The following is a 25,015-nucleotide window of genomic DNA, read 5'->3' as shown; positions in this document are numbered from 1 at the left end:
CATTGATCTCCAATTCTTTCAGCCTAACTCACCCCGGCTTGGCGAGGCGCCACGAGATCGAGAGCCTCAGATCAGCATCGTGGTCCAGTTCGGCGTGAAGTTGATCGAGCAAAGCCAAGGCCTGCGGGCTTGCAAGGTCGGCTGCCTGCGACTCCTGCACGATGACCGTCGGCCGGGGAACCACGCCGTCCGTAGCTGTGGGCGCAGGCGCCGCTGATGGCAGGGGTGGCGTACCCTCGAATGTAGGTGTTCTTGCTGGCACTGGCGCCGGCGCGACGGTGAGCAAGCTGACCGCCCTGCGGCCCTGCTCACCAAGCGCTGGCTTCAGTTCAATCGCCTGCTCATCAGCAGCCAATGCCTCGCCCACTTTGGACACGATCGTTCGTGCTGCCGCCTGTCGGTCGTCGGCTAGTACCTTCATCGCCTCGAAAATCTCCCAAGCCGCGGTGCGCGCGGCTTCGTCCAGCGTTCTCGCTTTGGCCAATGTCTGGCCCATGGCGGTCTCAGAGGTTTCGACCGGTGCGTTAGCGAGGGCCTTGACGACTGCGGCGCCTTCGGCGCTCAACAGGCTGGCCAACAGTGCCAGTGCCGAACGTGATGTCTTCAGGCGCTGGTTATCGCCAGCCGACGGAAAAAGAGCCGATTTCTCATTCAGCGTAGTGACGAGGCTGCCAATCGGCTCCCGTACCTCACGTGCTCTGCTCTGAACTTCTTCAACCAACTTGGCTACGTTGCTCGCATTTCGCGAAATGGGTACCGTCAAGCCAAACAGGGCAGCCGCACGCTCGCACGCCGCTTTCCAGTCGCTCTGTTCCGGCAGGGTTTGCTCACGCAACTCCAGCTCGTCCGACATCTGGTCGATACCGGGCGTGTAGGGGCCCCCACGCAGCACGAAGCGGCGATTGGTTTGCCCTGCGAAGGTGAGGATGATCAGATTCTGCACCTCTGCCGGAAGTCCCATCGCAAGCGGTTCGTCGATCCATTTGCGCAGGTTGGCCACCGTGAACAACGCGCCCTCTTTGGCTTGGCCGCGAAGGAAATGCGAACGCCAGTGATCGGCCAGCACAACGTGGGTCTCGCCGGTTTTGCACAACTGCACCGGGTCAGCGATCGAGCGGATCAACTGCCGCACCACCCGGTCGCCGACCGGTGCGCGCCCATCGCTGGCCGAGAGGGCGCGTTCCAGCTCGGGCCAAACCTTTTTGACTACGGCGGGCTTCACCTCGGCATCGAAAACCGGGTGTGCGGGGTATTGATGCCTGAACAACTGATCGAGCAGTGCCTCGAAGGCCAATTTCAGGTTCGCCCCCACCGGCGACTGGGGCGTCAGCGTTTGATCCAGCGATCGGAACTGGTCTTCTGCGGGCAACGGGTTCACTACCGCGTCGCGCGAGTCACCTGCAATGCCGTACGCCACCTCAAGGTATTGTCGAACGCGTTGCTGCAACTGGTCGCGTTGGTTGCGCAGCAACGCCTGGGCAGGGCCTCGGTCCACCAGCGCAAGGTGAGCGGCAAAGTCGTTGAAGCGCTCGCCGGTCAGGATGTAGTCCAGCACTACCAGACGGCCCAGGTCATGCTGCGCCTTGACGCTGAAGAATGACGGCATCCACACCAGTGTCTGCGTGTCATCGCCCTTGTAGGCGGCCAAGCGGGCAAGGTCGTCCGCTGGCGTGAACTTCGGGTCGTCGAACGGGAAATCAATTACCACCGTCCAGGTGCCTTGGCGCCCACGGAGCTTTTCGTCCGACATCTCGCGTACGTTTTCGTACAGCACCTCGACCTCACGCCGGGTATTGCGCCACAGCACGGGGTAGGTCGCGAACATGTCGTTGGTGTCGGTCACCCCGAGCTGCTCGAACAGCATCTCACGCACCCGGCGCCGCCGGTTCCCCGGGTTGTCGTTAGACGCCGCGCCGCGCACGATGGGCTCGATGTCCACGCCCGTCACTTGGATCGAGATCAACGGGTTGGTGTCATCCGTGACCTTGATCTCGCCGATGTCCGCCGCCCACTCCCTGCACTTGCGCAGCACGTCTTGGGTTTCTCGGCCCGGGATAGGCGATTTGATCGTGCCGTGGTTCAGCGCTGCGAGTCGTTGCGCCGTCAAGGCCTTCAGAGAATCTACTTCCGGCACAAGTGCGCTCAACAGCAGCGTCTTGATCAGCCGCGCATCGTTGCGTAACACCCTTGCCTTGGCCGGGTCGGCATCGCCAATCCGAATGTTCTCCCAGGTAACGCCGTGCTGCCGCTCCAGGTGTGGCAGCAGCTTTTGCTTATACAGCCGCTTTGCGTTGTCGAAGTGGATGCGCATCGCCTCTGAGAACGGCTCGTCACCTTCGGCGATCACGTCGAACAGGTCGCCGACCGGGATAATTTGTCCCAGATCCAGATCATCGCGTCGGTCGACCAGCAGTTGCAGCATCAGCTTCAGGGCGGTGCGCTCGCGCTGCAGTGCCGCCGATACGGCGATCAAGGTCTGCACCAGTGCCGGGCTGAAGGGGTAGACCTTGCGGAACATCTCCTTGTCCGCAGTCTCGGTCAGAAGGGTATTCCAGACCTCCGGACGAACCTTCTGGAATTCATCGAAGGCGTTACCCAATGTTTGTCGGGCTGCCTCGGAAACCGGCCTGAGCACCCGCTTCTCGGCAATGGCTGGCAAATTCCGGTCCTCCAGCGTGATGCGATGGAACCGTGCCTCCCAGTGACGCAACACGTCGCTGAACTGCAGTTGCAGCGAGCCAGCCAGATTCTCGCCCACGAGTTCCCTCAGGTCGCGCTGTCTGGCCACGAAGCTCACGAGCGGAATGGGACGGTCGGCATTGCCGGCCTCGACCAGCTTCACGAGCTTGGTGCCTTCGCTGCTGACAAAGCTCACATCGGCCGCCCGGCTGGCCAGCCACAGGATCAGCTCGTCCAGGAACAGGATCACCGCGTCATAGCCCAAGCCCTCGGCGTGGCGGCTCATGATGCTGAGTCCATCGTCGAGCGGAACAAACGCCTCGCCCCGGCTTTCGGCCACATCGGCGATGGCCGTGAAATACCGGCTGATCAGGTCGCCGACCAGGCGTACGCGGTCGTCACCACTCGGTGGCTCCAGCATCGCAGCTTCGAAGCTCGCTGCATCCCACCCGCCGCTTAGGTCGCCCCACCCGCTGTCGCCGCCGCCCGCATCTTCCCCTGAGTTCAGATCACGGAAAAAGGCCTCGTCGCCGATGCGCTCGCGCATGCGCACGGCATCCTGGAACATCCGCTCCGAAAGGTAGAAGCCCGGGATCGGGGCATCCGGATGTCGTTCGCGGACGAAATCGGCATAGCCACCCAGGATGGCCGACTCCATGCTGCGCGCGCCGATCATGTGGTACGGCACAAGCAGGAACTTGCGGTCCTGTGTCCACCCGTTGTGGTTCGCCACGACATTGGCCAATTCGGGCATCGACCGTGCAGCGACGTTGTTGTCAAGCAGCAGGTTGAGGACGGCCATAAAATGGCTCTTGCCGGCGCCGAAACTGCCATGCAGGTACGCGGCCTTGCTTGTGCCTCCCTGAACCGCCTGCTTGATAAACGTTAGTGCGTCATTGAAGCAAGCATTGAGCTGTGGCGTCACCACGTAGTCGCGCAGCGTCGCCTCCGCATGCGTCACGCCGTCGGCCAGCTTCAGGACAAAGTCGCCCTGGTGGACTTGCTCGGGAATGGCGATCAGTTCTCGGATCAGTGTCATGTTTGTTGTCTTCTCTCAGCCGGTCGTTTAGCCCGAAGCGCAATGCGGCCAACTCATGCCGCTTTCTTGCGTCCGCGTTTGACCGTGGTCACTGTTGGCTTCCATGCGCGAACGTCATCCAGCGTGAACTGAAGGGCTCGCGCCTCGTCGGTCACGAAGCTCTCGTAGTAGTCGCCCATGCGCGCCCCGAAATCGGGGTTCACGTCGTTGTGCCATTGCTTGAGCCAGGGTACGAGTTCGAGCAGGCCGGCCAGCAAGGGGTGCAAACGTTCACGACTCCAGCCTTCATGCTCCTTCATGTCGATGAAGTACGTGGCCAAGGCGGTGGCTTGCTGCAGATGGTCCCAGCCAGCCCAGGCGATAACGAGGCTGCCGTCAGCGCTGCGCTCGCAGCCGGGATAGCTGACCCAACGCTCCTTTGGCACATCTAGAGCGCCGCGTTGGCGCCAGAAGTCCGCCTTAACGAAGTCCTTGCTCTGGTACTTGGGCGGGAACGGGGATCTTGCCTACCTCAGCTGCTTTGCGTTCCGCCTTCTCTCGGTCGAGTTCGGTGCGAAGCGTCGTCTCGACCAATTGCAGAGCACTGGCATCGGGTTCGCTGCCGCTTGCGGCATCTCTCGCGCTGGCCATAAGCCGTTGCCGCCGTAAACCTGCTGTTGCATCAACCCGCTCATCAATCTCGTCCTCGCGGCGTTGGAGGGTCCAAGTTTCTTGCCATTGGGCGCGCTTGCGCAGGCCGCTGTCGGCGTATCGCAGCACTTGCATGAAAGGCACCGCTTCGTTCGCCACAAGTTCGGCGACAAGATGGCTGGGATCGAAGTCGGCATGGTCGGCGTAGAGCGCGGCGACCTGCATAAAGTCGGCGTCTTGACGGGCGATATCGGCAAGACGACTGGTGGAGCTAAGCTGCGGCGGCTGGTCGGCGCTGGTGGTCCAGTACCGGGGGGATTCCAGTCGCGTCAGCAGCCAATCTAACAGCGCGGCCTTTTCGAGCTCATGCCACGAAGGCGCGTTCCAGCGGCGCTTGTACAAAGGTTGCTCGAGGAGGCCGATGCTCGCATCGCGCTTGATCAGGGCGATACGGCACTCCACCACTTGGCGATAGCTTTCCGGCCAGTGAGCAGGAATCTCAGTAATGGCAGTCGAGCCATGGCGCTCGAACCAGTTAGTCGAGGTCGAACCATCGGCAACGCGGCGCGCGAGAACGATCTCGAAAGCTCGCTCTCCAAGCCTTACATCTGGCGGCGCAGAGGACCGGAAGGTCGACGCGTCCATGCTATCGGGAAGCAGACGGTAGAGGCCATAGCAGTGCCAGTCCAATTCCTCCTGCAACGCGATCATTTGGTGCCGTAATTGGGTTGTGCGAGTACGCGCTATATCCAAGTCGGCTCGGGTAGGCAGTTGCTGTGTGCCAGCACTTGCCGCCGCTAGTAAGGCGCCGGGAAGCGCAGCAGCAAGTGCCCGCGCAAGCGCGTCAATCCGGCGACTCAAATCTACCGGGCGCTGCTCGATCAGCGGGAACTCGGTCACGTTGGTTGCGTTGAAAGCAAACCGCTCCTCCCACATTCGGCCTTGACCGTCCTTTGGAAAGCATACTTGTTTCAACCAGAAGCACGACACCGACGAATTGAGCAACCCCAGCAGCCCCAAGTGATCGTCCTCTGTGCTGCTACCTGCTAGCTTGATCACGGGAGCCGTGCGGTTAAAAACCTTGCCGCCGTGGTCGAGGACAAAATGGTTGTGGGTAGCTATGTCAGCGAACGCAATCCCTAGCGCCTTGCGGTAGCGATTTGGGAAAAACATCGAATGCTCATACCATCGTAGGCCTCGTTCTTCGATGAAGTTACCAAAGTCGCGTCGCTCCTTTAACAGTCGGCGAAACATCCAGAAGTGTTGCCAGACTCGAGTCGGCAGGTCCTCACTCGCCGCGGCGGTCGTGCGGTCGTAAGGAAAGATTGTCTCGACCTCAACAGTAAGACCGTAATTTCGGACGTGCTCGCCTTCAATGAGCGAGACCGTGCCTCCGGCGACGCGATTTCTGGTGACCCAGGACGGCGATACGCAAAAGACGTTGTCCTCGCCCGTATGCGTGGTGCGGCCAATCGCGTCGCTAATCTCACCGAGACGCGTTGCTGAAGCATCCTCGATTTGTTCCAGAAGATCACCCACCCCGGCGCCGCCAATGCTCCAAGGGTGGTGACAGAACTCAGGGCGCGGCGCATCGGAGACACTGACGAACTCACTCGCGGACCCGACCTGGTCAAGCTGTTCAACAATCGCCGACCACACTAGGCCTCGCGCAGGGTCTTGCGGCGTGCTTGGTTCGTGCCTCATGCCGACCACAGTGCGTACTGTGTCGCTTACCGGTGCACGATGTCGTCCAAACAAAATTACCGTAGCTGTGCCATCCCGGTTGTGACCCGGTATCCATGCGCCTGAGCTATCGATTACATGCGTAAGGTCAAGGCGCGGCAGTACTTCCTCGATCAGCTTGCTCCCAAACTCTCGCTTCATGAAACTGTTGGTGGTAATTAGGCCAACGAAGCCAGCAGATTGCCCGACCTTGCCAGTCACGGCCAGATCGAAGAAGCGCTCCGTGAAAGGACATCCAAGCGAGTACTTTTTGTGGCAGCTCGCGTAAATTTGCCTGTACGCTCGATTTAGCGCTGCGTCCTTCACGACGATATATGGCGGGTTGCCAACCACCGCGTGGTACTGCCAGCCCAAGATGCGCTGCACATCGGTCAGGTCTTCGCTCGCATACGTATGGCCCAAACCCGTTCCGGTGAAGTGTTCGGAACTCTGGAACATGTCATCCGTTCCGGTTAACCCGTAACGCTGTCCGTGCAGCAGGCTGTCACCGATAGCCACGTTCACACGGAAGTCCGGTGCATCGGTCATGCGATGCACGTCGTTGGCCTGTAGTGCTGCCAGAAGCAGACGGAAACGCGCGATAGCCACAGCGAACGGATTCAGGTCAACGCCGGCGACCGCATCCAGCGCCTTCTGCGCTACGTCACGTCGGTTGAGTGCGGGCTCATTGCGCGACCACTCGTCCACCATGCGGTGAAAACCGCCCAGCAAGAAGTGCCCCGATCCGCAAGTGGGATCGATCATCCGCACTTCCCTGTATCCGAACTCGCGGATGGCGGGGGTCAGCGTGCGGTCGAGAATGAACTCCTCGACGAACTCGGGAGTCTGCAGTAGCGCGTAACGTTTGCGAGTGGCTTCGCTCAAGTCTTGGTACAAGTCGCCGAGGAAGCGGGTGTTCCACGTGGGGTCCGTGAAATCGCGAACCAGCGTCCCGGAGTCGGCAGCAACCTCTTGCCAGAACTGCATCACCGCCATCGCAGCGTCACCGCTGATGCCGAGGCGAAAGACCGGGTTGTGCGCTTCGTCAAAGAAGGTGTGGAGCCCTGGCAGTGCGCCCGCCTCACGAAAACACAAGAGCAGGTAGTCGCGGTCGCTCTCATGTGGATGCTCGCGAAAGTACGCGTCATGCCGGTCGCGCGCCAAGGCCAGACGGCCTGACTGTGGGGTGCCACTAAGCCAGGGCCTGTCCACCAACGCGTTGTCTTCAATAAAGCGCAGGAATACACAGCTCAGCAGCCAGTGCACACCGGCCTGGGTGACGACCTGTTCGACCCAGGACTCGAAGGTCTCTGCCGTACGCTCGGCATCACACGCAGCCTGCCACTCTGCCTGCAGTTGAGCACGCAATGCTGGTACGCCACTATCGGGACTTAGCGCGCGCTCGCGCAGATCGTCTTCCAACCGCCTGAGCAGGCGGGTCAAATCAGTTAGCAGGATTTTGGGGTCGATCATTAGCGGTGGTTCAATTCTTATGGTCACACTGCTGCTGCGCGGTGCAGGTTCTTGGCCCATGCAACGGGAACGGAGGCCCACTGTGTGGAGGTGATGACCGGGACCGGGACATCGTCGATGGTGGGCAGACCGGTGGAAGCCATCGGCAACAGCACCCACAGGCTGCTGAGCTTCCCCGGCCGACCCACCTCGTCACGCAGCTCGTCGATAAGTGGCATCAGGCCGTAGCGCGCGATCAGCCCTGAATTGACTAGAAGCACTGGTGCCGTCGCGTCAAGGAGCGCCTGCTTTACCTGGGGCACCGCCTTCTGCACGAGGCGCATCAGACGACCCCAATCGGAACTGGTCGCGGCAGCCCCATCGGCACGAAGCACGACGTTCCAGTCGACCTTCAACGCCTCAGCTTGCTGTCGCAATGCCCTGAGGATAAGCGCATCGAAGCTCGTGCGCTGGCGGCCGAAACGGCGAAGCAATTCGGCTTCGACACGGTACGCAAGGCGTGGCTCGACAGTAAGCACGAGAAAACCGCCGGCCTTTTGCGAGTAGGCGAGGCGATCTTCCAGCTTCTGCGCCTCGATGGAGAGGTCAAGCGCTTCATCGACGCCGACGTCGGACACCTGCGTGCCACTGGCCGTGGTGGCACGCGAGTATTGGGTGGTGGTCCCGACTGACGCGCTAAGCGCTTGCGTGGAGGGCACGTAGCCCGGACCTGCCGGCGCATCATCACTCCAGAAGAGCAGCGCACCCGCATCGCCGAGCAAAGTGTCAAGGAGGGGGCGCGGCGGGAGTGGCTGAGCCTCTGGGTAGCGACCGGCCACCCGATCCTGCACATCCTTTACCCTAAGGAACCGCACACCCATCAGCGCGCCGAGCGACTGGCGCAGCGCTAGAGAAGCGGCCATGCCACGCGGATAGATTTCTTGCCGGCTGAGACAGCGCTGCGCGCTGAGATGATGCGGTGGACAGACGGAGCAGGCGCTGCGCCGAGAGCACCGGGTTCGCCGCAGGAGGCGGCACCGACTCAAGCGTCTCGAGTGCTCGCTGCGGTGTTAGCAAGGGTTCGGCCTGGGCGCACGCGTCCGCGGAGGCGCCGAGCCGGCGGGCGTATTCGGCCAACTCCGCGGAGACGGCGATCAACGGTAGGGGAAGGTGTTCGAACTCCTGAAAGCGTTGGCGTTCCAGTTGGGCTTCGGCCTCGCAGCAGGCGCGAACCACAGCGGTGGCGAGGCGCATGCGTTCGGCATCTTCCTGGGATGCGCACCCTCGCATGGCGAGCAGTGCCGATGCCATCTCGGGCACCGTCATTACGCCGCCCTGGGTAGGGAGCAGGCTTTCGAAGTGGTTGCGCAGTTCGGTAAGCCGCGGCGTCTTCAGCCAGCGCTCGCGGGCCCTCAGTAGCGCGCTCGAAACGGCGCTCCGGTCAAGCGAGATCGCATTGGCGGCAACGCCCAGTGGCGTCCACAGCGTGGAGCCTTCGGCCTCTTCAAGGCCGAGGTAGATGGCCAGGGCCGCTTCTTCAGCACGGCCGTCTCCCACCGGCCTGCGAGGAAGCAATTGGGCTGCCAACTCGTTGACACTGGTGGCGCCGGCAGACGCGGACTCGGCGTCTACCTCATGCAGCGTAGGGCGGCCTTGCACAAGGTCTGGCCGGATGGCAGCCAGCGCCGTGGCTTTGAGACCGATTTCCTTTCGGATTCGGTCACCTACGCCGCGCAAGTAGCGAAAGCGCACGCGGTCCACAGCCAGTAGCTCGCGCGCATTATGGATGGCCATAGCTTCGAGGACGTTCTGCGCTTCAACGCTGTAGCCCAACTCTGCCATGGTCGTGTCGGCCGTGGCGACGCGCGCCACTGCTTCGAATGGGTCCGGTGACTGCTGGCTCCCGGATGCACCAGCCTCGAACGTTTGGCGCCAGGCGCGCAGCATCTCCTCGGCGTTATCGAAACGCGCGCGTGGGTTTCTGCTCAGTGCTTTGGCGAAAAAGGCTGCGAAGCCGTCGCGAAGCAATGGATCGAAACGCTCCACCGCCAGAGTGGCTTCGCAATCGAGCATCGATGGTTGCGTCTTGCCATCACCCCAGCGCGGCAGCGCGCCCGTAACCATCTCGTGCAGCGTGATGCCAAGCGCGAACCGCTCGGCGTAGAGGTCCCAGCGCGGGGGCTTGCGCAGCGAAAGGAATGGGTCGAGATACGGGTGTGTACCTGCGGATATGTTCTCAGGCGAGGTGCGCGTGAGCGAGAAGTCGAACAACACCAATTGCAGTTTGCCCTTGGAGCCTACTTGCGACATGCCGATGTTGCCGGGCTTGATATCCCTGTGTGCCACTCCCTGCTGTTCCAGGTAGTCGACAGCCTGAATGAGTTCCTCTCCGAATCGCTGCAACAGGTCAAGGGACAAGCGAGCCTCTTCCCGGATGCGGTGCGCCAGCGTGGTGTCGCCCGCCTTGCGCATCAGAAGCGCAGTGCGGCCATTGACGGTGAGCGTGCGCTGCCACTCGACGATGTTCGGGTGACGCAGCTTTTTCAGCGCTTCGCCTTCCGCAGTGATCCGGTCGTTGTGGCTGGCGTCGAGAGCCACCTTGAGAACCATCTCTTCGGCGCTGTCATCTGGGCGGACCAACAGCACGTCGGCGGACGAGCCTCTGCCCATACGGCGGATCACCGTGAAGCCGCCTTCAATGCGCTCTTCGGGGCGAGCTTCGGCAGGGTCGACGGTAGCCTCGGGCTCCGGCGTCGTCAGTTCGTCGACGACCTTGTCGAGGTCTTGAAGGAATTCATCGATGGACCCATAGCGGCCCATTACATCAGGACTGGTGCTGTACTGGATGAGGTCCTGCAGTTGCTTACCGCAACCGTCCATCACGTCGGAGAGCCGCAGGCCTTGCCCAACGCGCAGTTTCTCAGCCAGCTCCAAGACCGACCCCGCAGGCGGCCGCCCGGAGAACACGTGGTATGTGATGGCACCGAGAGAAAATACGTCCAGGCTCGGTCCGTGCTGGACCTCAGCTTGCGAGGTCTCCGGAGCCAGGTAGACCAAGCCGGGGTCTTCGACATACTCGTCAACGTGCATGGTGCCGCCGACCGTGCGGCGCGCCGGATCAACCGTGTCGCTGTTCTGGGTGCCCTCACGCGTGCCCGTCTGCCAGTTCATGATACGCGGCCGCGGGGTTGCACCAGCCACGTCTTGCACCAGAACGCTCTGGGGACACAATGCACGGTGATACAGTCGCTTCTGGTGCGCGTACTTCAACGTCTCGGCCAGGTCCCGCACGATCTGCAGGCGTTGGTCCACGCTGAGGAGTTGACCCATCTCACGCAGCAGGAAGTCCAGGCGGATCGCCTTGGCGTCGTGGTCGAAGATCAATGCCGGGCCGAGCTCGGTGTCCTGATAGTCCTTGACCTTAACGATGCCCGGGTGGTCAATGCCTTCGAGGATTTGAAACTCGCGTTGTGCCTGCCGGACTAACGACTTGCGAGCATCGGCGCTAGCCGCGGCGGCAACGGTATAGATGCGAACGCGGCGACGCACGCTGTCCATCGCGGTGTGCGTGCCTTCCCAGTCCTGAAACGACGCCCCTTCAGACAAGAGAGCGCCGAGCTGATAGTCGCCGACCTTGCGGTACTTGTTCGAAGGTCGGATGCCGGCCTCGGCCATGGCGCGGGCGAGCACGCGCGCGTGCTGTTGGTCGACGTGGCTCGGCTGGGTGTCGCGGACGCTGCCCGTGCCGTTGTGCAGCACGCCGATGATTCCCACGTCGGACTCGCTGCTCGGCTGACCACGCAGGTAGATGCCTGCCCGCGCAGTGCCAGTGAGCTTGCAGGTGAGGCTGGTGGCAGACAAGAAAATCAGCGGCTCGACAAACGGCAAACGCACCTTGGCCTTTTGCGCAGAGGACTGCCGACGCAGCAGGCTGGCGAGCCGCTTTGACTTGCGGTTGGCCAGGATCAACGGGTTGTCGTAAGCGCGCTCGCGGCCATCCGTGACCCACGACCAGGTGTGGGCGTCGCCGGCCACCACGCCGGGTCGGCTCTTGATCTCGACCAGAAATAGACCTGAGGGTGTGAGGATCAGCGCGTCAACCTCATTGACCTTGCCTTCCTCGTCGATGAATTCGAAATTCGACCAGACGTGCCACGGCTCGCGGTCGGGGAGATGGTTTCGAAGCCAGTCCAGCGCTTCACGCTCCCAAGCGAATTGCGACTGAGCGACGGCTTGCCAGCGGGATGAACTCATCGGCATCTAGATTGCTCCATCGCGCATCGCAGCGCCCGCGTGCAAAACGTCGTCCGGCACGATTTCAAGTAGCTCAGCCAGTTGGCAATCCAGGACGGTGCAGATACGCTCGAGCGTGGCGAGCTCAACGCGGCTCGCGCGGTTATTGGCCAACGCCGTCACCGCGCTGCGATTAACTCCGGCAATGCGCGCCAATTCCGCCACCTTGAACTGACGGCGGCGCATGAGCAGGGTCAAATTTGAGCGGATCAATCGATCACCAGCGAAACGTGGGGTGCTGCGCAGGATAGCAGAGCGGTGGTCGAGCGTCAGTCTATTTTTGAACAGCGCGCCATCATAAGTTCGGAGTGTTGGTGCGAGAACGGGCCGGGAAGCACTGTCGAATAAGACCGGACACCAACGGCGCTTTCTGAGCCCCAAAGAGGTCGCGAAACAGTTTCTCCATGCATCCATCAACGACGCTTGTCGGTGACAGACGGGATGGGCGTTCTTGCGGCGGGTCAGTGGGTGCCTTGATGATGCGTCGCCTCTAATATCTCCGCGCACTAGAAGCGCGCAACCTTTCTCAGGTTTCGGTCATCTATGACCAAATACCGCGAATTCTCAAAAAAGCAATCGGGTCACACGCCAAATCAAAATGCGGACATCGGTTTCATTGAAACTTCTTCGCGAGATCTTCGGCGCGTGGATGGTAATAGCGCATCAGCATACGCGGATCTTTGTGGCCCGTGATCTTGGTTAGCTCGTGCAGAGGGAAGATTGATGCTAGGCGCGACGTGGCTTCGTGTCTCAGGTCATGAAAGCGTAGGTCTGTCAGAAACTTCCCATCAGGCCGCCGGTTGGCTTCATTGCACTCTTCGACGTAGCTAATGCGCGCGCGTGCCACAGCACGCTCGAATGCCCTCGTGACGGCATCGCTGCGAATTTCGAACACTCTCCGTTTTTCGTCGCTTACGCCGTCACTTGTGGGGGCAACTTTGGTGGTATCCTCGGTTTCGTCGCGATTGTCCTTCAGGGCTTGAAGGACCGCGATAGCTCGGGGCGACAACGGCACGTCGCGGGCGTCTCCATTTTTTGTGGCTGGAAGATGCGCGACTCGGCGCTTGAGATCCACGTGTTCCCATCGCAGCGAAACAATTTCTCCCCGACGCATAGCCGTTTCAACGGCCAGCCAGATGATAGCGGGCAGCAGCGCAGAGTTGCTGGCCGTGACAACACGTTCGAGCTCGCCATCCTGCGCGCCCCGCTCTGACTCGAGATCGTCGGCGTCTGGAACTCCTGCCGCTGGCTCGCCGAGGGCAATGCGTCGCGTCCTCGCGTTGTTCGGTTGTGGTTTCCGAATTAGCTCGACTGGATTTGACAGGCTTTCCATTCCCCATTCCTTGCGAGCAACGTTGAACACATGCGAAAGAACGGCCAAGCGACGCAGTACCGTGGCAGGTTTGTAGTCCTTCAGCCATTCATCTCGAAGTTTCGCAATGTCGGCGCTCCGGATTGTGGCTAACGGCCGCATCGCCAAGTCAGCAGCCTGGCAGGTCTTTAAGACGGAAGCTTCCTGCGCCGCCCCTTTCTTTGAGAGCGAGATTTCTTCCTCGTAGCGTTTCAGCGCTTCGTAGAGCGTTGTTGCCTCGGCCTCATTACGGCTGACCCATACCCCGCGTGACATTTCCGATTCGACCATGCTGGCCCAGGCCTCCGCCTCGGCCTTGGTGGTAAAGGTCTTGCTTTGCGCGGGGTAGCCGCGCCGGCGTACCTGCGCCTCCCATTGATACTGCCCACGCTTTCGGACGGTCGGCATTTCTCGATGCTCGCTTGTATGGAATGTGGCGATATTGTGGCAAATAATCGAAAAATGCGCTAGAAGCCTTGTTTTTATTGAGGTGATTTTTACATTCGCAATGCGAAGGTCGGGAGTTCGATCCTCCTCCTCTCCACCACGAAAAGTCAAAAGGCTCAGCTATTCGGCTGAGCCTTTTTGCGTTGACGATATCCCACACGTAAACTGCGCGTCGTTCAACCCGCCCGCATCGGCATCAAACCGCCGCCCCCTTAAACACCCCCTTCCGAATCATCACCGGATCCACCGTCGCGCTCCCCAACGACGCCTCACCATCCTGCACCGTCATCTGCAGCCGCATCGTCCGTTCGGCCAGCTTGCCAAGCGCCTCGCCGACGCCCTCCTCAAGCGACCACACCGTCACGTTCTGTAGACGCTCGACCTTGCCCTTCACACCTTGCCACCAGATATCGCTCGTCCTCCCCGCATACGCGATAACCACCACGCGGTCCGCGCGACCGCTCGCTTTCGCGATACGCCGCTCGTCCGGTTGGCCGATCTCGATCCACGTCTCGATCTGACCAGTAAGGTCCTTTTGCCAGAGATCGGGTTCATCGGTGTCGGATAGTCCTTTGCAAAACTCCAGTCGTTCGCTCGCGAATAGGCCAAAAGCGGCGACGCGCACCATCATCCGTTCGTCGGTCTCGGAAGGATGACGCGCGATGGTCAGGGAATGGTCGCCGTAATAGTGGCGGTCCATGTCGGCGATCTGAAGGTCCGCCTTGTAGATTGTCGATTTGAGGGCCATGCAACACCAAAAGGCCGGTCGAAAACCGGCAAGGAAAGTAGAAGAGGCGGCGAACAAATACCAAGACACCGCACGCCGACGCTCACGCGACCGACATTGTGCGGTGATTCAGGAACAAATTGGAAGAATAAGATGCGCGCAGCGAGCGTTCGCCGCCACGGAAGATGGCACCATTTTCAACGGCAATGATTTACCTACGCGCATTCATTCGATGCGCGTCGGCTACCGTCATTCGTAATTACTCAAAGCCCTTTCTGCTCGATAAACCGGTCGGCAGTCCACATTCCCTGCGTATCGCTATTCGACGCATTGACGAATTCGATGTCGTGTCCGACTACGCGCAATACGCGAAAATGCGAATCGACCGGCGTCGAAACGCATTCGAAGCCTTCGAAATATTGCTGCATCTTTTGATGCTCGCCAGCTTTCGCATGCTCATCGGCCGAATCGAATTTGTCCTTGGACAGGCAACCATATGAGTTAGGCCGGAACGTGAATGTCTGTTGGGCTTGAACCGCGCTGTCCTGGGCCTGCGCAACGCAAGCGATAGCGAACGTCGCTACCATTGCAACGAGAAAACTGGCGCGCTTCTTCATTGAGTAGCCTCCAAACGAATTCGTCTCGAAATTAGCTATGTATTTAAAAGCCGCTAAATGCAAAAGCCATGCTAATCGACGTTTTAAAGTTTGCAAGCACAAGTTGTGTGCGATTGCAATAAGCCGGAATGTCGCACGCTTGCGTTAGTTCGTCAGAACGCAGCGTATTAATATGAAAGGTATCAAAACCCTCTATTTGGAGGAAATTGAAGCGGTTATTACTTGCCAATGGTAGCGATTTATCTCAACACGATTCTTGTGCGGCGCATTACCCGACCAAGAGCGCTTTCCAACCTTCCAAGCAATCGATTCTTTGCCGAGATGTCTAGCTAGCCTTCCGGCCTATTGCGCCGCGCCGCCGTTCATGGATAAATCAATCCCAACGAAATCAGGAGACATCCCATGACGCTTGCTCAGTGGCTGCCGTTCGCTATCGCATCGGCCATTCTTGTTGCAATCCCTGGCCCGACCGTATTGCTGGTCGTGTCCTACGCGCTCGGGCACGGGCGCAAGTATGCGCTCGCGACGACGCTCGGCGTGGCGCTCGGCGACCTCACGTCGATGACGGCTTCCATGCTCGGTCTCGGCGTTTTGCTGGCGGCATCGGCGGAACTGTTCATGGTGGTCAAGTGGGTGGGCGCGGCGTATCTGTTTTACTTGGGCATCAAGTTGTGGCGCGCGCCGGTGATCGACACGGACGCAGTCAAGGCCGGCGACGATCTGCGCACCGGCCGCATCCTGGCCCACGCCTACGCGGTAACCACGCTCAACCCGAAGAGCATCATCTTCTTCGTCGCGTTTCTGCCGCAGTTCATCGATCCCCACGCGGCAAGCGTCTCGCAAATCGCGCTGTTCGAGGCAACCTTTGTCGGGCTGGCGGCTGCTAACGCGTTCTTTTACGCGTTGCTCGCATCGGGCGCGCGTCGGGCAATTCGTAAGCCCTCCGTGCAGCGCACGGTGAATCGGACCGGCGGCGCGCTGCTCATGGGCGCCGGCGTCTTCGCGGCTGCATGGAAGAGGGCGACATGACTCAGACCGCATTTGCTGATTGGGCGACTAGCGCGCGCCGCGTGTTTTTCGGCTTGCTCGATGACTGGAATCGTCAAGACGCGGCAGCAATGGCCGCGCGATTCGCCGAGCGCGGCAGTCTGGTCGGATTCGACGGCAGCACGATCGATGGCCGCGCGTGCATCGAAGCGCATCTGCAACCGATTTTCGCGCAGCATCCGACGCCGTTTTTCGTGGCCAAGGTGCGGGAAGTCAGACGCATGGCGAGCGGGCAGACTTTGCTTTTGCGTGCGGTTGCAGGCATGTGCCCACGAGGCACGGCGGCGCTCGCTCCGAGTCTGAACGCGATTCAGACCATGGTTCTGTCGATGTGCGACGGGGCGTATCGCATCGAGCTGTTCCAGAACACGCCGGCCGCGTTTCATGGAAGGCCGGAGGAAAGCGACAAACTGAGCGCCGAGTTGCGCGAGATAGGGAAACCGAAACTCGCTTGAGTTACTTTCCGATGCATAAACAAGTGAACACGCCTCGACGCCCCACCGCATAGGGCATATTGTCAATCGGCGCTGGCGTTGTGTACCAACCTGTGTACCAACGCCGTGCGGCAGCACTGTTGCTGGTGTACCAACTCGGTTTCAGCGCATCCCCAGCGATAAAAATGGAGGGCGTCCGAATAGTGCTATTCACTAGTTGCGAAGATCTCGTTGCCGTCCACCGTCGTGGAGTGCTCATGTATCCGGCGGATCATGACGCCATGGGACTGAGCGCGCTTCGCAAACGCACGAGCGCGGTTATAGACCGTGCCGCGCGAGCACTGAAGCTGGTGCGCGATCACTTTGATGTTGGCGCGATACCAGTACACGCCAAGGAAGCACTCCGCGTCACCCGCGAAATCGGGTCGTTCGCAAAGCGCGTGAATCGCCATGTTCAGGTAGGGCATCTCGGCGTCCAGAAACGCGTCCGGTTCATCGGTGCGCGTGCGCCGTGACGGCCGAAGCCGAGCAAGCACATTCGACTTCACCGGCGGCACGAAGATGCGGCGCGTGCGGCACCATTCCACCCAGCGATTGATGAGATCGTCCACCGCGTGGCGATCGTGTTGCGTCAGGTCACGATGCTTTTTCATTTGGCTACCCCGTAGGGACAACGGGTGAGACAGTCCCGTTCTCGTTGACAAGGGGTCCTCGATCCCGGGTACCCTTGTGCGATATCAGTCTGACGGCTAATGAATATCATCCGTCTCGCAGGTGAGATCGACATGCTCGCGTCTCGCATAATCGGGCAACACGGCGGTGATGTGAAACGCTGCGTCACCATGGACGACGCGCATTCCTGCCTTTACATCCGTACGGTATCGAATGCGGATGCTCGCCGTGCCCATCGAGACGTTCGCGTTGGCCGCCATTACCTCTTTGCCTGAGAGCATGCGGATGTTCGCGGGAACCGTCATCACGGTCTCCCAGCGCAGGCCTTCGTGGTTAGGATCGCGGGGCGCACGCCGCTCGATGCGCACCGTCCGATTGAGTGAGCCAGCTCTGAGCATCACGCCACCGCCGGATCACGAAAGCGCATAAGCAACGACTCGACCGCCGGACTGATGGGACTTGCGCCGCCTTCACGGTCTGCGTACAAATGCCCGAGCACGAGCAGCACAGCCGAGCGAACCGGACCCGGCACTGTGCTCGGCGTCAAATCGCTCTCGACTTTCCACTCCTCAGGCGCGGGCTTCTTCAGATAGTCGATCACGATGTCGCTTGCGGCGCTGATGAGGTCGTTGATGGCAGCGTCATCCTCACCGGGCGAGACGCGCAAATGTGCACAGGCACGCGCGAGCGACACCAGCGGCTTACTCGGGCTCGTTGCCATCGGTCGGCTCCTCGTAAGGTTCGCTGCGCGCGGCCGTGTTGCTCGGCGCGGGCTGCTTGTCACGCGCGGCCAGCGCCGAGAGCGCGAAGTTCTGCTGCTGAAGGTAAGGCGTGTCGCCGCCTGCGACCGGCGGCAGGTTCTCGGCCGCACGCGCCTCGTTCGGCATCATCCACCCGCCGCCCACCGCTTTGGAATGCGCGTCGTAGCGCGCCACGGGGTCCATGCGCAAAAGATCCCGCACATCGACCTCAAAGCCTTGCCCGTCTGGAACGTCAAGCCCCTCGTCCAGGCAAAGCTCGAACTCCTCGATCGGCGCTTGCAGACAGTCGGTGTAATAGGACTGCTCAAGCGCGCCGATATTGGCGGCGGTCTTCGAGCCCGTCGGGTCCGCACCGATCTTGTAGAGCGGCACGTGATAGCAGCGCGCGACATCCTCCACCGCCCATTTGAGTTGCTCGATGAGCTGTGCGTCGATGGCGCTCATCATGACGGTGGCGTATTTCAGGCCGTCCCCGACGACGGCCACGCGTCCGGCGTTCTCGCCGCTGTAGTTCGTTTCCCACTGCGTTTTGAGGCGGTTGGCGGTCTCATCGCTGATCTTGCCGTCGGTCGAGAGGATGCCGCCGGGGCGCGACAGGTTGCCGAAGAACTTGCGGCTGTTGAACTGGATACGGTTGCCCATCGTGCCGGCGGCGGCCGCCGCCACGATAGGCGACACGCCAATGAGCGGATGCCATGGGCAAATGCCCCGATCGTGGATGATTTCGCAGGCGGGAACCGTGATTTGCTCGGGCAGGCCTCTGAGCGCATCCGTGCCGAGTTGGTAAAACACCGCGCCGCTTGTGGCCACCAATGGCCGCACGCGCGTCGGATCAAGCACGTACATGGCAATAACATTGCGCATCGCGTCTCTCATTAGCAGCACGTAAGCGTTGCCAAAGAGTAGTTTGGAGCTTTGCCACGCCTTGATGAACTGGATGCGGTTCTGATACGGATTCGGGCGGCGCAGTGGCGTCGTGAAACGCGGCGCACGGTAATCCTGCCAGATCACGCCCTCGCGCCTGACGTAGCGCACGCCAAGCTTGGCGATGTCCGAGGCGATGCGATCGACGCACGCGTAGACGGCCGAGAAGGCCAGCAGATTCTCTCGACAGTCGAGCGTTTCGCCGGATTGCCACGCGCCCGCAAACGCCTCGCGGATCATGCCGATAAAGCTGTTTGCGCCGACCGGGACAGCTTGCGCGCTGTGCACTGACCGGGCCGGGACGACCGAGGCGCGAGGAGCCGACTTGTTATGCCACGGAAACAGGCGCATCAATGATTCCGCTTAAGCCTTGGGCGCGCCGTACTTCACGCCCGTGATGTACTGGACAGCCTGCGTGCGGCGGCGCTTCCAGTTGATGAAACGCGCGGCCTTCATCGCAACGAAGCCGTTCTGCCAGAGCGAGACGAGCTGCGTGGCACCGCCCTTAGGCCCGCTTTCCATCTCGACCGACGCCTCGCGGCTCGCGTCGAGCGTCACATCACCATCGTCAGCCAGCAGGATTTCCGACGCATTGGCGAGAATCATCATGTCGCCGGCGGTTTGCGAGAGCAGCGCAGGAAGCCCGAAGAAGGTGCCGCCCGCCATCGTGAGGCCCGGGAACTCCGGTTGCGCCAGCGCGTTGTGCATCATCGAGAGCGCCAGCGCCGTGCTCTCGGACATGACCCAGACCGCCTTGGCGACCGATAGATTGGCCGCGATGAAGGCGTCGAATGCGGCCTTCACGTCCGCGCGCACGGCCGCCGCATCGACGCCTGATGCCTTGATCGGGTTCAGGTCATGCGTGATGGACGCGGGCGAGACGCCGTACTCCCCTTCGGCCTTCTTCGGATCGATGAACTGGCCGTCAAGAAAGCCGCCCACCGTTGCGATCAGGTCTTGCTGAACCAGCGCCTCGGCGCTAGGGCTTGAGAAGCGCACCAGCTCCTCGGTCATGACCACCAGACCCGCGACCTTCGAGTGGCCGAGCGAGGTGGTGTTAAAGGCCAAGGAGGAGACAGGCGTGGGCTTGCCTTCTCCGACCCAGTTGACCGAGGAGCCCGTGACCTGACCGGGCACCTTGATGTTGAACGGCACGCGCCGGAAGTGCTCGATGCGCCCGACAATCGTGGCCGGGCGCAGCAAGTCGATGAATTCGCTCGCCATGCTCTGATACTCCACCAGCGGCTTGGCCCACGCCGGATCGGTGGTGGTCCCCGCCTGCACCGCCGCCTTGAGCACCAACTCGACCTCAGGCGTCGAGTCCTTCCACTCCTTGGCGATCTCGACGGCCTGCATGACGTTACCCTTGGAGCGCATCAGCGCGATGGCGTAGCGTGTAAAAGCCGTGCCCTTGGCTACATTTGGCTTAAGCATGATCGGGGCGTGCGAGGCGGGGCCGCCCGAGACCGGCACGGCCGACTTCGCTTCAAGGGCTTGCTGCTCCTTGAGCCGCACCTCGTGAGCGTCCAGCGACTTCAGTTCAAGGCCGAGCTGGTCGTATTCGGCCGACTCGTCGTCATTGAGCGTGCGCTCGCCCTCGGCAGCGGCCGCGTCCATAAGCGCCTTGCGTCGTTCGAGGTGGGCGGCGCGCCGGGTGGCGACAGCCTTGAGTCGTTCTGCGATGGTCATATCGGTTTCCTTGGGGCGAGATGCGCTCAAGCGCACGACGGGCATAGCCCCGTGTGCGCTGTCATGCGATTTGATGGTTTGAATGGCGGCGTCGGCGCTCGCCGGGATGGTGACGGCACTGATTTCGAAGAGCTCGCACGCCTTGATGAGAAAGCCCCCGGTTGAGCGGTCGAACTCCGCGTCGATGGGACGAAAGCCGATCGACAGTCCCGGCACGAGCCCCGCCTTGATTAAGCTGTAGGCCTCGTCGATGTAGGCCGCAGTCCCCGCGGGGGCGATGCTTGCCTCGACTTCGACGCCCGCCTGGGTCACAGTCAATTTCGTCACGGTGCCGATCGGCCGACGCGGGTCGTGCTGCCACAACAGCGGAAACGGCGTCTTGAACTGGATGCCATCTGGCACGACCACATCGCCGACACGATCGGGCGTGGGGGTGCTGGCAATACCGATGAGGGTGCGGGAATCCTCGTCGAGGCGTTTGACCTGAAGTCGGGAGAACGCTTTGTTCGACGGCGCGGGCGTGTTCTTCGCAACGAATCGCGTCAGAACCGGGGTTGATCGATAGCAATTGTGCATCGATGCGGTATAGCACGCATTTAATGCAATTACAATGCTTAGATAAAGAACATCTGCGGTTCTTTCTCCATTTCCTCCGCATTAAGTTGCGTTGCGCCCACCGCCATCGCCAGCGCTACCATCCCGTCAATGCGCCCCGTGGCCTTCTGCTTGGTGAATTTGCGGTTGCCTGCTGGGTCCGAGACCGTTACCGCGTTCACGGCGCACATGGTCAGCACGGGATGTCGTCCGTGGCGCAGCTTGCGTGCGAGGAGTCGCGCTTCGAGCTCACGAATTGCGGGTGACATGGACACGAAGCCCTGCCCGAACTCGACAAAACGGCTCAGTTCCTCCTCAGTGAAGCCAACACGCTCAAGCCACGGCTTTAGGAAGCGCATGTTGTAGCGGTCGAACGCCAGCGCCTTCACATGACAGCGATCGAATACCGTGCGCAGGTGCTCGGCAATGAACTCGTATTCGATTGCGCGGCCGGGTGTTGTTTGCAGCACGCCATCGCGCGCCCACACGTCATACGGCACGCGATCGGCTCGCGCTTTCTCGGCGAGACCCTCCTCAGGTAGCCAGAAGGTCGGATGCACGTCGCCCGCGTCTGACACCAGCACGAGCGCGGTCAGATCGTTCACGCTCGATAGATCGAGGCCACCCGAGACCTCCTCGCCGTCGATGTCGGCAGGCGGCTCGCCGTTCTCCATCCAAATGGCGCGGGCGACGAACGGATTGCGCGCGTCCACGCGCTGATTGAGGATCAAGTTGCGATAGGTTGCCTCGCGGCTCGGCAGGCGCTTGGCCTCGCGCGCCATGCGGCGCACCTCTGCCTGATTCATGAACACGTCGAAGTGCGGATTGGCTAGCCGAATGGCGCGATCGCTGAACGGGTCCATGTCCGTGGGCGTGGTGTACAGCTCGACCTTGTTGAGCGGATCGGCGCCCGTGAGCGCGTCGTCGATCAAGAGACTGAGCAGATCTGCATCGGTCGGCGCTTGCGTGCTAATCACGATCGACAGCGGGCTCTCTTGCCCACCGGTTGCGGTTTCAAGCGCCTCATATAGCCGTGAGCGCGGCCCCGTGACCTGGCCCAGCTCATCGTGGATGACGAGCGCGGGGCTCAGACCGAACTTGGTCGTCGCATCCGCCGAAAGCGCCTTGAAAAATGTGCCCAGCTCGCCGCACAGCATTTCTTTGGCGGTATCGCGGATCGTCACATACTGCGAGAGCTCCTGCGACATGCGCACGACCTTCGCCGCCAGCTCGAATAGCACCGCCGCCTGATCGCGCGATTGAGCGGCGCTGTAGAGCTGGCTGTTGACGCGCGCCTCAGGCCCGACAAGGTGCAGCAGCACGAGAAACGCGGAGAGCGCGGTCTTGGCGTTTTTGCGCGCCATCGACAGGATGAAGGTACGCGTGGGCGTGTCGTAGATACGCATAAGCCAGCGCCGTTGCTCCTTCGTAAGCTTGACCGGCTGACCGACAAGACGGCCTTCGGGTACCCGGCAGTGCGCCTCGATCCATTCAATGTTGCGTTTGCTGCGCGCAAGCCGACGACGGGTGCTCACGTGAGCAGCTCCCATGGTTTCCTCGCCTTCTTCTGATTGGCAATCGCCCGCCCGGCGGTCGTCGGGTGCTCCACGGCCTGCCGCGTGATGCGCAGGCGCGTGGCGAGCGACGAGGCTGCGCGGCTCTCACGCTCGCTCATCGCCAGCAGCCGGTCATAGCGTTTCAGACCATCATCACGCGCAAGCCAAGCGCGCTCGAAGTTGAGCAGCTCGTCAGCGAGGGTGCGCGCATTGACGACGTGCCGGCAGTACATCTCCAGCAAAGGAGCGTGAGTCGCGCTGAATGCGCAGCCGGCTGGTCGCTGACGAGCTCCAACCATACCACTCGCTCCGCGTCACTCAGGTGAAGCGGGGCCGCCAGACGCTGTTCGAGCGCGATTGGCACCGTTGGCGCGGTTGCCAGCGATGCCGCGGATTTCCTTCCCCGTTGAGCCATTTTCTACTTTTTTTGTCCACGTTTATGGTCGCGAAGGGGAACGGTCGGTGTCCGGCCCAAGCGCTCCCAGAAATCGACCTGCCCCCCTCACACATCATGACCACTCGCCATCCGCTGGCATACCGTCAGCACCGAATGCCTTCTTCTCCCGATACCCAAACTGCTGACGCGTCACCTCGTCATGACAGGCCGCGCACAAGCCACGCAGATTCGATTCGTCGTCGGTGCCGCCGTGCGCAAGCGGAACGATATGGTCCACGACAACCGAGACGCATGTGCGATCGAGGGTGCGACATAGCACGCAGACGGGGTCGCGTGAAAGGATACGAGAACGGAGGCGAAGCCAGCGGCGACCTCGAGTCCGACCGTGGGATCGCATCGATGAGGGCTTCCCAAACATCCTTGATAGATTCCTCTAAATAACAATTGTAACTATTCATTAGACAAATACTTTCATTCGGTTGTTGCTGCGCGAAATTCAGTTCGAACGTACGACAACGTGGCGCGCAATGATTTCAACAACCAGGCTCGAAGTTAGGAGCAAAACTTCGCTTGGAACTTTTTTTAAACGATTTTTGAACAAAGGCTTGGCGGTTTTACTGATCATTCGATAGCGCGTTAGCTTGACGCGTGACAACCGGGATCGATCCTCATCGGGAGGGCCATCCCCGGTTACTTTTGGAGGATGCAGATGAAAGCGCTGAGCCTAAAATGGACAGGCGTTCTTGGGGCCATCGCCTGTACAGCAACCGTTGCTATGGCAGCTGGTGGCCAACTTGCGGCAGCCAGTTCGCAGGATGAGAATCCGGTCACTCAAAACCATCCCGCAGAGTGCGTGGGCAACGACAATTGCAAGAAAGTGGAATCAGATTGTCGAGCATGTTGTAGCGAAACCCATTTACCCACTTGCGATCACGGCTTCGGGTTTTTTAACTGTGTGAACAAGTGCAAAGCTCAACACGGCTGTCTAGGAAAACGAGAGCATGATAAAAAATCTTAATACCGCTGAGAAGTTCAACCGCGCGTTGTTGCAAGCAGGAGCGGAGCTAAACAATATGCTTCTAGAAATATGGTCCGAATTGCCGGAGGACGAGCAGACACGGTGTCGATTGGCTATCGGGAATATCTTAGGTGAGATCTTGAGCGAAGGTTTGAATCCAATCCACCGAGTGCACCCGACGCTCGTACCTCCCGACATGCGGAGCACGAGTGGTGAGGAGGCGCGCGAATAGTCTCTGCCTTACGTCGGCCGCGATTGTGATAAATCGCGACCGATGACCCACAAGAATGGGCAATCGAGCAATGACACGGTTTTGCGCGGTGCACTTCGCCACTTCCTCGCCACTGCGTGTGCAACAAACGGGGGCTAAGTCTTGAGCTCCCGTTTTCTTTTCGTATGTCATCACCGAGGATGGCAGTCGGTAGCCGGCTCGCCGCAGTTCCTGAATCCTCACGAGAGGCCTTTGCCAGCGTTGCCGCCATCTCCTCTGAATGTAAAGCGACGACCTAAGCACGAACGCAGCTCTTAACCTACGAGTCATCGATTTTGAATCGTGTACCTAAGAGGGCGCACGAAGGCAAACATGTCAGTCTTGCCCACAATTGCTATCTAAACACGATATTTCCAGGACAAGTACGATTTGCGAACAGCCGCATTTGATATCTAATAGCGGATCTAGGTAGTTCAAAACGGCGGCCCATCTACTTCTTCTTTTAATATGCAATGTTTTCTAACAAGACGGCAGTTAAAATACATTTTGATTGCACTGCTTTTTCTTTTGATAATCGGTTATGTCGTTTCGCAGATAAGAGATGACGACGCCGAAAGTAGATGTTTTCACATATTCATGGATAGCATGGAAAAATGCAATTCGAAAGCGGAATCTGGTTACCGTCAATGCATGAAAGATAGTATGAAAATGCATGGTTGTACTTACCCTCCTAACGACTGAATCGAGTCAAAATC

20 protein-coding genes and 1 pseudogene are annotated in these 25,015 nt (G+C 60.4%); 4 read left to right on the top strand and 17 right to left on the bottom strand.

The features are described from left to right. Positions 1-28: 28 nt before the first annotated feature. The 8 genes and pseudogenes from P9292_RS25930 to P9292_RS25895 all read right to left on the bottom strand — a co-directional run bounded on the left by P9292_RS25930 (position 29) and on the right by P9292_RS25895 (position 14,361). Positions 29-3,718, bottom strand: a complete 3,690-nt coding sequence (locus P9292_RS25930) for a phage resistance protein (RefSeq protein WP_309961937.1) — start codon at positions 3,716-3,718, stop codon at positions 29-31. 53 nt (positions 3,719-3,771) lie between these two features. Further along, positions 3,772-4,155, bottom strand: a pseudogene (locus P9292_RS25925) (DUF7008 domain-containing protein); the annotation flags it as partial. A gap of 22 nt (positions 4,156-4,177) precedes the next feature. Further along, a complete protein-coding gene (gene pglX, locus P9292_RS25920; protein WP_309961933.1) occupies positions 4,178-7,543 on the bottom strand; it encodes a BREX-2 system adenine-specific DNA-methyltransferase PglX in 3,366 nt (1,121 codons plus the stop codon). Between the two features lie 23 nt (positions 7,544-7,566). After that, positions 7,567-8,445 carry a hypothetical protein gene (locus P9292_RS25915; RefSeq protein ID WP_309961931.1) on the bottom strand — a complete coding sequence of 293 codons (879 nt, stop codon included), beginning with the start codon at positions 8,443-8,445 and terminating at the stop codon, positions 7,567-7,569. Continuing rightward, the gene (gene pglW, locus P9292_RS25910) at positions 8,384-11,782 is read right to left on the bottom strand and encodes a BREX system serine/threonine kinase PglW (RefSeq protein ID WP_309961929.1); all 3,399 of its coding nucleotides are present in this window, start codon (positions 11,780-11,782) and stop codon (positions 8,384-8,386) included. Before pglW ends, P9292_RS25915 begins: the two co-directional genes overlap by 62 nt. Continuing rightward, positions 11,783-12,229: a helix-turn-helix transcriptional regulator gene (locus P9292_RS25905; protein ID WP_309964187.1), complete on the bottom strand. Its 447-nt coding sequence runs from the start codon at positions 12,227-12,229 to the stop codon at positions 11,783-11,785. It abuts the gene before it with no gap. 199 nt (positions 12,230-12,428) lie between these two features. Further along, entirely contained in the window at positions 12,429-13,574 is a 1,146-nt protein-coding gene (locus P9292_RS25900) for a site-specific integrase (RefSeq protein ID WP_309964186.1), read from the bottom strand. A 235-nt stretch (positions 13,575-13,809) separates the two neighbouring features. Further along, on the bottom strand, positions 13,810-14,361 hold the full coding sequence (locus P9292_RS25895; RefSeq protein WP_250462431.1) for a YaeQ family protein: 552 nt from the start codon (positions 14,359-14,361) through the stop codon (positions 13,810-13,812). On the opposite strand from P9292_RS25895, the gene P9292_RS25890 reads away from it, so the two are divergent. Then, positions 14,360-14,599: a hypothetical protein gene (locus tag P9292_RS25890; protein WP_244826700.1), complete on the top strand. Its 240-nt coding sequence runs from the start codon at positions 14,360-14,362 to the stop codon at positions 14,597-14,599. The two genes, P9292_RS25895 and P9292_RS25890, sit on opposite strands and share 2 nt — an antisense overlap. Positions 14,600-14,603: 4 nt before the next feature. Here the strand turns inward: P9292_RS25890 and sap1 are convergent, their stop codons facing one another. Then, complete coding sequence (gene sap1 / locus P9292_RS25885) at positions 14,604-14,957, bottom strand: surface attachment protein Sap1 (protein WP_309964184.1); 354 nt, start codon at positions 14,955-14,957, stop codon at positions 14,604-14,606. Positions 14,958-15,359: 402 nt separating this feature from the next. Between sap1 and P9292_RS25880 the strand changes: the two genes are divergently transcribed. After that, a complete protein-coding gene (locus P9292_RS25880; RefSeq protein ID WP_250491629.1) occupies positions 15,360-15,986 on the top strand; it encodes a LysE family translocator in 627 nt (208 codons plus the stop codon). After that, positions 15,983-16,459: an SgcJ/EcaC family oxidoreductase gene (locus P9292_RS25875; protein ID WP_309961927.1), complete on the top strand. Its 477-nt coding sequence runs from the start codon at positions 15,983-15,985 to the stop codon at positions 16,457-16,459. The genes P9292_RS25880 and P9292_RS25875 overlap by 4 nt, the downstream gene beginning before the upstream one ends. A 185-nt stretch (positions 16,460-16,644) precedes the next feature. Here P9292_RS25875 and P9292_RS25870 read toward each other — a convergent pair whose 3' ends face one another. From P9292_RS25870 to P9292_RS25835, 8 genes are all read right to left on the bottom strand, one after another. Next, complete coding sequence (locus P9292_RS25870) at positions 16,645-17,091, bottom strand: hypothetical protein (RefSeq protein WP_309936406.1); 447 nt, start codon at positions 17,089-17,091, stop codon at positions 16,645-16,647. Between the two features lie 96 nt (positions 17,092-17,187). After that, the gene (locus P9292_RS25865; protein WP_309851720.1) at positions 17,188-17,508 is read right to left on the bottom strand and encodes a phage head closure protein; all 321 of its coding nucleotides are present in this window, start codon (positions 17,506-17,508) and stop codon (positions 17,188-17,190) included. Continuing rightward, positions 17,508-17,831: a head-tail connector protein gene (locus tag P9292_RS25860; RefSeq protein WP_309961926.1), complete on the bottom strand. Its 324-nt coding sequence runs from the start codon at positions 17,829-17,831 to the stop codon at positions 17,508-17,510. The genes P9292_RS25865 and P9292_RS25860 overlap by 1 nt, the downstream gene beginning before the upstream one ends. Continuing rightward, complete coding sequence (locus P9292_RS25855; protein ID WP_309961923.1) at positions 17,812-19,083, bottom strand: phage portal protein; 1,272 nt, start codon at positions 19,081-19,083, stop codon at positions 17,812-17,814. Before P9292_RS25855 ends, P9292_RS25860 begins: the two co-directional genes overlap by 20 nt. 75 nt (positions 19,084-19,158) lie before the next feature. Continuing rightward, positions 19,159-21,060 carry a phage major capsid protein gene (locus P9292_RS25850; RefSeq protein ID WP_309961921.1) on the bottom strand — a complete coding sequence of 634 codons (1,902 nt, stop codon included), beginning with the start codon at positions 21,058-21,060 and terminating at the stop codon, positions 19,159-19,161. A 38-nt stretch (positions 21,061-21,098) separates the two neighbouring features. Continuing rightward, on the bottom strand, positions 21,099-22,613 hold the full coding sequence (locus tag P9292_RS25845; RefSeq protein WP_309961920.1) for a terminase TerL endonuclease subunit: 1,515 nt from the start codon (positions 22,611-22,613) through the stop codon (positions 21,099-21,101). Continuing rightward, positions 22,610-22,876: a hypothetical protein gene (locus tag P9292_RS25840; protein ID WP_409015196.1), complete on the bottom strand. Its 267-nt coding sequence runs from the start codon at positions 22,874-22,876 to the stop codon at positions 22,610-22,612. The genes P9292_RS25845 and P9292_RS25840 overlap by 4 nt, the downstream gene beginning before the upstream one ends. A 267-nt stretch (positions 22,877-23,143) precedes the next feature. Beyond that, positions 23,144-23,428 carry an HNH endonuclease signature motif containing protein gene (locus P9292_RS25835; protein ID WP_309851359.1) on the bottom strand — a complete coding sequence of 95 codons (285 nt, stop codon included), beginning with the start codon at positions 23,426-23,428 and terminating at the stop codon, positions 23,144-23,146. 312 nt (positions 23,429-23,740) lie between these two features. Here P9292_RS25835 and P9292_RS25830 point away from each other — a divergent pair, with 312 nt between their 5' ends. After that, positions 23,741-24,049, top strand: a complete 309-nt coding sequence (locus P9292_RS25830) for a hypothetical protein (protein ID WP_309851356.1) — start codon at positions 23,741-23,743, stop codon at positions 24,047-24,049. The last annotated feature ends 966 nt before the right edge of the window (positions 24,050-25,015 follow it).

It is taken from the genome of Caballeronia sp. LZ001 (assembly GCF_031450875.1).
GTDB lineage: Bacteria > Pseudomonadota > Gammaproteobacteria > Burkholderiales > Burkholderiaceae > Caballeronia.
Note: the sequence above shows the minus strand (reverse complement) of the source record. Positions and strands in the feature narration are given on the sequence as shown.